Raw genomic sequence first — 10,645 nt, 5'->3', positions numbered from 1 at the left:
CCGCAAAAACACTTTAATTGAATATTTCCCCTTGAAGATAATTTCTCTTTTACTAGCATGTCTCTCAATCCTAGAGACGGGTTTGTTTTCTGCGGCGAAAGCTTGCGACAGCCGCAAAAACACTTTAATTGAATATTTCCCCTTGAAGATAATTTCTCTTTTACTAGCATGTCTCTCAATCCTAGAGATGGGTTTGTTTTCTGCGGCGAAAGCTTGCGACAGCCGCAAATATACTTTATAAAAACATTTCCTTTTAAAAAACCTCTCTCTTGCTACCTGTCTCTCAAGACTAGAAACCGGCTTGTTTCTACAGCAGGAGTATCGAAAAAATGAATTATTTTAAGTTAAACTTACACATATGACTATTAATTGTTAATAATATACACGCCAAGTTTTATGTAGAAAAATAACCATCTTTATTTTTTCAACACTTCATTTACTTCATTTTTAATATCAAAAATATTAAATGGTTTTGTAAAGTATTTCATCACGCCTAATTCATTTGCTTCATCCATAATTTCATTATCATCAAATGCTGTCATCATAAATACAGGAACATTTAAGTTATTCTTTCTTATTTCTCGTAATATTTCGATCCCATTCATTCCGGGAATTTTCATATCTAATAAAACACAATCTATGTTGTTATTTGCCATTATTTTAAGCGCTTCCAATCCGTTGGCAGCTTGAAATATTTTATATCCTTCCCTGGAGAAAACTTCATTTAACAGAAGACGAATTCCTTTTTGATCATCAACGATTAATATTTTTTTCACTATAACTTTCCCCTTAACGTGATATTATTTTATTATTATTTCCATTACTTTAATTACATTCCCTATCATACTTCACCTAAACATAAATTTCGATTTACTTTTTAAAAAACCTTTTAAAAAGACGTGCTATATTCTTTAAGATTTTACAATTTCGCAACGAAATATTTATAATACATAAAGAGGTGAAACCTATGTCTAAAATACTTTCTACTCAAATGAGTGGATTATTTCAAAGAATTATTCAAAGTGAAGAAGAAGCAATAGAAGAAACAGCACGTTTACTTGCTCAAGCTAGTGTTGGTCAAGGCAATGTATATTTCGCATGCTTTGGTGAATTACAGCCCATTGAAATAAAAGCGTTGGAAAAAACAGAGCCATTTGCTAATCTATCAAAATGGACTCCAGATACACCACTTACGGATGCAGATCGTGTATGTATCTTCACAGCAAGTTGTGAAGATCAAGAGGCTTTAAACTTGGCAAAAGAGTTATACGAAGAATTTATACCATTCGCTGTCGTTGCCCCTGAGCAACAAAGCGATAATAATGAATTAAGTAACTTGGCATACACATATGTGTCAACGAAAGTACGTGGCGGAATATTACCCCATCCAGTCAAACTTGGTGAACGAATTGTAATCCCACACCTAATGGCAGCTTTATTTATTTATGAGGCTATTAAGTTAAACTATGATGAAATAATTTTTGATGATGAACTCTAAGTTTAAACATTCGCCATTGACGTTTTTATAGTACATTGATTACTATCATTTTTCTAGGTATTTTTATCTTACTATAGAAAATTAAAGATAGGTTAAATATTACACAAATTTATCTATCATTTATTATACTTATTGTTCAAAACTTAAACAAAAGGGATATCTTATATAAAAAAGGTGTAGAAATAAACTGCATCTTTTCCATCAAAGAGGATATACTCATTAATAGGTAAATAGATGAAATAAAATTTGTTATTAACTGAGAGATTAAAAATTAAATGGAAAATTAAAAAACTACCTTGTAGTTCAATGCGAACTGTACTAGGTAGTTTTAGTTTACCTTATAATACTAGCTATTTCGTTTATCTAACGAATTCTAATTTCTGTCTCTTTATTAAAGAAATGAGCTTTATTCATATCAAAAGCAATTTCAAGCTTGTCACCAGGCTTGACCTCTGTACGTGGGTCGATCGTCGCTACTAAATTTTGGCCTTCAATAGTAGAATAAATTGTCATATCCGCACCAGTAAGTTCTGCTAATTCGATATCAATTTTAACTGTTGCCCCTTTAGCATAGTCAATAAATACTGGTTCATCATGGAAATCTTCCGGTCTAATCCCTAGAATCACTTCTTTTCCAACGTATCCTTGCTCACGAAGAACCATCATTTTTCCTTCGGGAATCGTAATGTTTGTACTTCCCATAGAAAAAACACCGTCTAAAATCTTTCCATTAAAGAAATTCATTGAAGGGGATCCTATAAATCCGCCTACGAAAATATTCTCTGGATTTTCGTAAATATACTTAGGAGCTCCTACCTGTTGAATCACCCCATCTTTCATCACAACAATCCGACTTGCCATCGTCATTGCTTCTGTTTGATCATGCGTTACATAAATGGTTGTAGTTCCTAATCTTCGGTGAAGCTTAACGATTTCAGCTCGCATTTGAACACGAAGTTTTGCATCCAAATTTGATAACGGTTCGTCCATTAAGAACACTTTTGCATCACGAACGATGGCACGGCCTAACGCAACTCGCTGACGTTGTCCACCAGAAAGGGCTTTTGGTTTACGTTTTAAGTAATCTTCGAGACCTAAAATTTTAGCTGCTTCTTTTACACGTCGATCGATTTCATCCTTTGGTACTTTACGAAGTTTTAACCCAAAGGCAATATTATCGTAAACTGTCATATGAGGATATAGTGCATAGTTTTGGAAAACCATAGCAATATCACGATCTTTAGGGGCTACATCGTTTACTCGGCGTTCGTCAATGAAGAAATCTCCTTTAGAAATTTCCTCAAGCCCGGCAACCATTCGTAAAGTGGTTGATTTCCCACAACCAGATGGGCCAACAAACACAATGAATTCCTTATCTTCAATATGAAGGTTAAAATCACTTACTGCTGTTACTTTATTGTCGTATATTTTATAAATATTATTTAATTTTAGCTCTGCCATTTTTTCAGCCTCCTACAATCTAAACTTTTTATTCATCGTTTGCCAACACATACTGATTTTTACTCAATTCTTATTGTCATTTTATCGGAAAACGCTTTCAATTATAATTTAATATTTTTAGATAATTGTTAAATATTTTTATATTTTTACAACTCGAATAAAAAAAGACTTGTAAATTAAACAAGTCTTTTTTAAAAATATCAGTTTATTTTCCCTACGCCGGCTTTTGCCTTTACAATTGCAGGAATAGCCTGTGTTGGATGGATTTTTGTGTACAAGGATGGCTTCCATCCAACATTCTCATCTAGTTGTACATCGTTTCCTTCGTTATGTGCTTTAACAAGATCTACTTTGCTTCCTTTACCTTTCCCATTTACGAATGAACCGTCCTCATATATAGAAGTTCCTTTCCAATAACGAATAATATGAGAAGGATCTACATTGTAATCGAAGTTAAAATAGTTATTTTCAGCATAAATTTTCGATTCCGCCCCTACCCCAAATGCATAATCGAATAAGTATTCCGAGTCATTCGTAAACTCATAATAGTTATTGTAGATATGAACTTCACCATAACGCACTCTTGGTAAACGTTGTGTTAAATCCTTAAAATAATTGTGGTGAATGGTTACTTTTAATCTATCTCTATCAGTCGTTTTGCTGTCACTTGACCCAATCAGCATCACTTTATCATGGTCTTCAAATTTGTTATACGAAATCGTCACATAACTTGCACCGTTTGTTACGTCCAATAATCCATCATGCTGTTGGTAAGTACGGCCAAAGTATTTTCCAAAAGAGGAGTCTGTGTTTTCACCATCAGTAAATGTGCAATGGTCAATCCAAACATTTTCAGTATTATTTGTGATGGAAATATTATCGTATTCAGAATTCCACTCACCATAATCTCCGTCCGTCGGGTCCCATTGTGGGAAGAAATCACGCGGAGCTTCAAACTCAATGTTGCGGATAATGATATTCTCTACTCCGCTCATATTCAAACTACCCCCAATGATTTTAGCATCATTGCCAATTCCTATTATGGTCGTATTCGAACCAATATTGATTACAATTTGTTCTTTTTGCTTTTTCTGAGCCTTAGCGCGTGCATCTTCAAGCTCACCTTCTACTTCCTTTTCATAACCCCACGTTTCAGGATTGTATGCCTTTAAATATTCTTCAAAATCATACCCTGTACCCTCTGCATAGTATTCCGGTCCAATCGGATTATTATTTTCATCTACATTAAAATCAATTGTCCCTTCTACATAGATGATCTTCGGTTGATCATTCTTACCGTTTGATTTATTATCACCACCCAATGCTTCAATTAATTCGCTTTTATTTGTAACTGTGAAAATATGATTTTCGTCTGCTTTAGATCCACCTGTTGTTCCGTTTCCAAAAGAAGCCCATCCATCTTTTGGTTGTAAAACTTCTTTTCCTAGGTCATTGGATGAAGCCGAGACGGAAATAACCCCAAAACTGAATAACAATACTGCTAGAATGGTACTAATCATTTTTTTCATAAATTCACCTTTTCCTCTCATTTTATTTTTGTAAAAAATCTTCCCGCTGTGGGGTAAAAACATCTAAAATGGTGGAATCTTCTTCTAGCGCTTTAACTCCGTGGCGTGTACCCGACGGAATGTAAATACTATCTCCCTGTCTAACAATTTGAACTTCTCCGTCCAGGTTGAACTCAAAGCTTCCTCGTGAGATATAACTCACTTGTTCATGAGGATGAGAATGGATGCTTCCAACTGCGTCTTTCTCGAAAGTTACTTCCGTCATCATTAAACTGCCTCCGTAACCTAAAAGTTTTCGTTCCACCCCTTCTTCTGTTGAGACGGCTTTGATTTTATCACCAAAAATAAACATATCTCTCCCCCTCATTACGTTTGCTTTGGTAGTTCAATTAAATAAAGATTACAAGGACCTTCTCGGTCGGATGTAAACAAAATCTTATCATTATTCCAGCTAAAGGTTGGATGACAATGGGTTTGTTGAGTAATCCAGCTCGTTTTGTGAGAACATAACGTTTGAATCGTAGCCTTCTCTCCCGATATATCAATTAACACTAAATCCTCTACTTCATCTCCGACTAATACTGTATTGTTAAAATTGCTATGATAGTGATTGCAATAAAAAGGTAGATCAATTTGACGGATTAAGTTCCCCTCTTCATCGGCTAATCCTACAAATGGAATTTGCCCTGACGTATGTGATTTTTGAATAGTTGCTTGTGTTCTATGAACAGTTATTGTTCCGTCATGGCCTTTTCGACGGTTATCAAAAAAGATTTTCCCATCACTAGTCCAAAACTCGTGGCCAATACAATCGTCCTCTCCTTGCCTAAATAAAGGCTGCGGGGAACGCGAACGAATATCCAATAGCCAAATTCGTTGGTGAACAAGATTCCATGGTCCTTCATGGCAAAAGGTTGCCAAGCTGCTATTTATCGGTGAAAACTGAAAGTGCCCTAGCCAGTGGGTATCTTCGAAAACATCAAAAACCTCTTTTCCATCCATGCTGATTAACGTTATCCAACCCTTTTTCGTCGCATACATCGTTTCTTTAAATCCTCTATAATTGGCTCCTCTTTCGATTGGAACAAATTCATTCCGAGCCATACCGATATATTTTTTATCCGCAGAAATATGCGGGTGGCCTAAATCTATCCCCGGCTTTTCCTCATAGAGTACAGTAGTTTGGAATGTTGATATTTCTAATTTCTTTAATAACCTTCCCGTTACATAAACGACAATGTCACCGTCAGGAGTTTTCGTATGAAAGCTTGGAGTAATTCCCTTGGGCTCATCTGTTAGCTGTAAAATCCTACCGGTAGCTAAATTCATTTTAAAAAGATTATAAATTTCTGATCTTTTAGAAGAACGGTCCGATAAAAAATAAATATCTTGATCTCCTGTACAAAAAGAATTATCGGTAAAGTAAAAGTGGAAATTATTAGAACCATTAGATGTTAGCTGTTTGACAACATTACCCGTTTTCTCATCTATATACTCTTTGAATTCTGAAGGAAACTCCTTGCCAATCATATATCTTCCTCCTCCCAATTAAGGATAAAGTTGAATAGGCTTTTTTGAGAAATACACGTCATACACTAACATCTATTTATAAAGTAACTCCCGTCTTAAAAATCGCAATCTCCCTAAAATCATTTTTCTCATTATTCACAAGTTCTCCACTAGCAACTTGTATAATATAGTCGATAAAATCGTTCAACACGACATCGGATTCCTTCTCTAAAAGTACACCAGCATTAAAATCAATCCAGTGGGGCTTTGTTTCATACAATGGGGTATTTGTTGAAATTTTCATTGTTGGCACAAAGGATCCAAATGGGGTTCCCCGCCCTGTCGTGAATAGTACTAATTGACATCCAGCTGCAGCTAGAGCAGAAGATGCAACCAAGTCATTCCCAGGTGCACTCAACAAATTCAACCCTTTTTCTCTAAGAATTTCTCCATATTTTAGAACATCTGTTACCATTGATGTTCCTGCCTTCTGTGTACAACCTAAAGATTTATCCTCCAATGTTGAAATTCCACCATCCTTATTTCCTGGAGAAGGATTTTCATAGATTGGTTGTTTATTTTCTATAAAGTACTCTTTAAATTCATTAATTAGCTCAACCGTCTTTTCAAAAACTTCTGAATTCACAGCACGCTCCATTAGGATTGTTTCAGCTCCAAACATTTCTGGAACCTCTGTCAGTACTGTCGTACCTCCTTGAGCAACAAGGAAATCTGAAAATCTACCCAGCAATGGATTTGCCGTGATTCCTGAAAAACCATCAGATCCCCCACACTTCAACCCAACCTTTAATTCAGATAATGGTACGGGTTCACGTTTATCGTTTTTAGCAGCTGCATAAATTTCTTTTAGTAATTCCACACCTGCTTCAATTTCGTCGGTCACTTCTTGAGAAACTAAAAACTTTATACGCTCTTCATCAAATTCTCCAAGAGTTTGCTTAAATTCATATAAGTTGTTGTTTTCACAACCTAATCCTAAAACAAGGACACCACCGGCATTTGGATGGAGCACCGCATCTCTTAATATTTTTCTAGTATTTTCATGATCGTCTCCTAATTGAGAACATCCATAATTGTGTTTTAATACGAGAACGTTTTCAAACGGGTAAATATCACCTACTTCCTTTTCAAAAAGTTTCAACATTCGTTCCGCAATCCCATTTACACAACCAACAGTTGGCACTATCCAAAGTTCGTTTCGAATCCCTACATTTCCATTTTTTCTTTTGTAACCATTAAACGTAAGGTTTTTATTTTTATAAGGATTACGGTTTAACTTTTGATGGAATTGATATTCCTGAATTCCGTCCAAATTCGTTTTAATATTATGGGTATGAATATGTTCCCCCACCGAAATTGTTTTAATTGCGTGGCCAATTGGGTACCCGTACTTAATGACATGTTCATTAACAGAAAAATCTTTGATTGCTATTTTATGTCCTCTTTTAATCTCATCCTTTAGTACGATCGTTTGCTCATTCATTATCAATGATTGCCCTTTTGGTAAATCTTTAAGTGCTACAATCACATTATCGTGATCATGTAATTGGATGAAATCCAACATGAATATTCCCCCTAATTAATTGGCCGCCTTTTGCTCCAATAACGTTTCAACGGCCTGTTTCATTCCTTTTGTTTCAATTTCATATAAATTTTTCGTCACTTCGTCTGTTAATTCCGGTATAACGTTTAAATCCATATCCCAGATTTTTTTGCAACTTAACACACTTGTGACAATTCCTCTAATACTCTCTAGACTGCCATCAACTTCATTCCATTGTGTCTTAAACAATTCAAGTACTTCGTGGTCGTCGGACAGTTCAATCTTTTCATCACCGCTTTTTCCCTTATAAAAGGAAATCAACGCAGCTAGTGAGAATACTAGTTTCTTCGGTAATGAATTTTTACGATTTACATATTCCAGCAAGGTAGGTAAATCTCTAGTTTTAAATTTAGATGTTGAATTTAATGAAATACTTAATAAGAAATGCTGCATATACGGATTCTTAAATCTCTCAATCACTTCTTCTGCAAAAGATCGACTTTCATTTATAGGAAAATCCAATGTTGGAATGATTTCATCATAAATTATCTCTTTTACGAATTTACCAATGATTTCATGTTCAATTGCCTCACCTACTGTGTTGAGACCGTATAAATAAGAAACAGGAGCCATCGCTGTATGAGCACCGTTTAAGATTCGTACCTTCCTTGTTCTGTACGGAGTTATATCATCGACAAAGAAAGTGTTCAATCCTGCCAGATGAACCGGAAATTCTTCACGAATCCATTGTGGTCCTTCAATAACAAATAGGTGGAATTGCTCACCAACAACGACAAACTCGTCTATATAGCCAAGCTCTGCTGTGATTTCATCGATTGATTCCGTAGGGAACCCCGGAACAATTCGGTCAACAAGTGTATTACAGAATGTATTTGCTCCATCAATCCAATCCAAAAATCCCCGTCCTAATTTCCATAACTCTCCATATCGTAAAACCAATTCCTTTAATTTATCCCCATTACGCTCTATTAGTTCACAAGGTATAATAATCAAACCTCTATCCTCTTTGCCTTCAAATGCTTGATAACGTTCATACAAAAAAGAAGTTAGTTTAGCTGGAAAACTCGTTTGAGGTCGATCTGTTAATTGATCATTTTCGTTAAAGACAATCCCTGCTTCTGTTGTATTAGAAAAAATAAACCTAAGATTGGGATTATGGGCTAGTTGCATATACTCATCGTATTGTTTAAAAAGATTTAAACCTCGGCTAATACAACTTATCGTCGAATGTTCTTTGACAGGTTTTCCTTCTTTTATCCCTTGTAAATAAAGAGTAAATAATCCATCCTGTTCATTTAACTTTTCAACCGCTCCTTGTCCGCGCGGCTGAACGACTACCACACTGCCATTAAAGTCTGTATTCTCGTTAAGCACATCAATTTGCCAATCAATAAAGGCTCTTAAAAAATTACCTTGCCCGAATTGCAAAACTTTCTCCGGACGTTTTTGATAATTTTTTACAAATTGTTTGTTTAATTTTTCCATGAATATTCTCCTCATAAATCAACACTTTTTACAATGCATAGATGAACTTTAAGACAATGGGACACATTATTAAACAATTAATCTTGTCTTAGGGAAATTAGATTTTCTCCTACTAATCCGTGTCTACAATCCCTATTAGCTCATAGTCTCCGTTACTCTTTAATCAAATTGAAAATATTCTTTTGCATTATAATAAGAAATTCCTTGAACGATTTTCCCTAAGAATTCAGGATCATTTGGAACTTCTCCCTGCTCTACCCACTCACCAATTAGATAACAGATTAATCTTCTAAAATATTCGTGTCGTGTATAGGATAAGAAACTACGGGAGTCAGTTAACATACCGATAAAACGGCTAAAGAGACCCATGTTCGCTAAGGATTGCATTTGCTCAAGCATTCCTATCTTATTATCGTTAAACCACCAAGCTGTACCGAACTGGATTTTCCCAGGAATGCCTCCCCCTTGAAAGCTTCCAATTACAGCGGAAATCACGTTATTATCTTTCGGATTTAGAGAATAAATAATTGTTTTCGGCAGAGCATTTTCTTTCTCCATTGAATTTAACAGCTGTATCAATGGTTTTGCGATTTCTTCATCATTAATGGAATCATAGCCTGTGTCCGGACCTAAAACTGTAAACATTCTTTCGTTATTATTTCGTAAGGCATTAATGTGGAACTGCATTGCCCAGCCTAATTCAGCATATAACTTACCTAAAAATCTTAAAGTATAACTTTTATATTTCTTTTCATCTTCAGTGGAAACTTTTTTACCTTGTAAAGCCTCTTCGAAAATCCGTTGCACTTCCTCTAACGTTGTGTCTGCATACATCATCGTATCGATTGCATGATCTGAAACTCTACCACCTACTGAATGGAAAGATCGAACTCTTGACTCAAGGGCTTGGAGGAAGTCTCCATAACTTTTAATTTGGATTGCTGAAATTCCTTCCAGTGTTTTCACCCAATTTAGATACCCGTCACGGTTAATTTCAAGTCCTTTATCCGGGCGGAAACTAGGTAAGACTTTTACATCAAAGTCACTTTCTTCTTGCAAACGCAGATGATACTCTAAACTATCAACAGGATCATCTGTCGTACATACGACCCGCACATTTGATTTTTTAATAAAATCCCTGGCGCGGAAACCATCACTATTTAATAACCTATTTACCTTTTCCCAAATAGCGGGGGCAGTTTCTTCGTTTAAAAGCTCATTTATTCCAAAAAATCTTTGAAGTTCTAAGTGAGTCCAGTTAAATACTGGATTTCCAATTGTCATCGGAAGGGTTCTAGCCCATGCCAGAAACTTATCGTAATCACTAGCTTTGCCCGTAATATACTCTTCCTCAATGCCATTTGCTCGCATTAATCGCCATTTATAATGGTCACCATATAACCAGATTTCTGTAATATTTTTGAATTTTTTATTCTCATAAATTTCTTTAGGACTTAAATGGCAATGATAGTCAATAATAGGCATATTCTTTGCATAGTCGTTATATAAAGTAACGGAGGTTTCATTATTTAGTAAAAAATTTTCATCCATGAAATTTCGCATATAAACACCAGCCTT

Annotated in this window: 10 protein-coding genes; 2 read left to right on the top strand and 8 right to left on the bottom strand. The window is 35.3% G+C overall.

Annotation, left to right across the window (positions count from 1 at the left end):
* A partial coding sequence (locus ACH0B5_RS09570) for a hypothetical protein (protein WP_406927768.1) occupies positions 1–241 on the top strand: 241 nt, incomplete at its 5' end.
* Between the two features lie 175 nt (positions 242–416).
* Here ACH0B5_RS09570 and ACH0B5_RS09565 read toward each other — a convergent pair.
* Positions 417–776 (bottom strand): response regulator, encoded by a 360-nt coding sequence (locus ACH0B5_RS09565; protein WP_406927767.1) that lies wholly within the window; start codon positions 774–776, stop codon positions 417–419.
* Positions 777–967: 191 nt separating this feature from the next.
* On the opposite strand from ACH0B5_RS09565, the gene ACH0B5_RS09560 reads away from it, so the two are divergent.
* Positions 968–1,498: a DUF2529 family protein gene (locus tag ACH0B5_RS09560; RefSeq protein ID WP_341361783.1), complete on the top strand. Its 531-nt coding sequence runs from the start codon at positions 968–970 to the stop codon at positions 1,496–1,498.
* A gap of 363 nt (positions 1,499–1,861) precedes the next feature.
* On the opposite strand, the gene ACH0B5_RS09555 is transcribed toward ACH0B5_RS09560, so the two are convergent.
* The 7 genes from ACH0B5_RS09555 to uxaC all read right to left on the bottom strand — a co-directional run bounded on the left by ACH0B5_RS09555 (position 1,862) and on the right by uxaC (position 10,630).
* Positions 1,862–2,959 (bottom strand): ABC transporter ATP-binding protein, encoded by a 1,098-nt coding sequence (locus tag ACH0B5_RS09555; RefSeq protein ID WP_406927766.1) that lies wholly within the window; start codon positions 2,957–2,959, stop codon positions 1,862–1,864.
* A 200-nt stretch (positions 2,960–3,159) separates the two neighbouring features.
* Positions 3,160–4,488: a pectate lyase family protein gene (locus ACH0B5_RS09550; RefSeq protein ID WP_341361782.1), complete on the bottom strand. Its 1,329-nt coding sequence runs from the start codon at positions 4,486–4,488 to the stop codon at positions 3,160–3,162.
* Positions 4,489–4,510: 22 nt separating this feature from the next.
* Entirely contained in the window at positions 4,511–4,840 is a 330-nt protein-coding gene (locus ACH0B5_RS09545) for a cupin domain-containing protein (protein ID WP_122971445.1), read from the bottom strand.
* Positions 4,841–4,854: 14 nt separating this feature from the next.
* Entirely contained in the window at positions 4,855–6,018 is a 1,164-nt protein-coding gene (locus tag ACH0B5_RS09540; RefSeq protein WP_341361781.1) for an oligogalacturonate lyase family protein, read from the bottom strand.
* A gap of 76 nt (positions 6,019–6,094) precedes the next feature.
* Positions 6,095–7,582, bottom strand: a complete 1,488-nt coding sequence (locus ACH0B5_RS09535; RefSeq protein WP_341361780.1) for a UxaA family hydrolase — start codon at positions 7,580–7,582, stop codon at positions 6,095–6,097.
* Between the two features lie 15 nt (positions 7,583–7,597).
* Positions 7,598–9,067 carry a tagaturonate reductase gene (locus ACH0B5_RS09530; protein WP_341361779.1) on the bottom strand — a complete coding sequence of 490 codons (1,470 nt, stop codon included), beginning with the start codon at positions 9,065–9,067 and terminating at the stop codon, positions 7,598–7,600.
* 159 nt (positions 9,068–9,226) lie between these two features.
* Entirely contained in the window at positions 9,227–10,630 is a 1,404-nt protein-coding gene (gene uxaC, locus ACH0B5_RS09525) for a glucuronate isomerase (RefSeq protein WP_341361778.1), read from the bottom strand.
* Between the last annotated feature and the right edge of the window lie 15 nt (positions 10,631–10,645).

It is taken from the genome of Ureibacillus sp. 179-F W5.1 NHS (genome assembly GCF_045369345.1).
Classification (GTDB): domain Bacteria; phylum Bacillota; class Bacilli; order Bacillales_A; family Planococcaceae; genus Ureibacillus; species Ureibacillus halotolerans.
The sequence above is the reverse complement of the archived record's forward strand: the minus strand, read 5'-3'. Positions and strand labels throughout refer to the sequence as shown.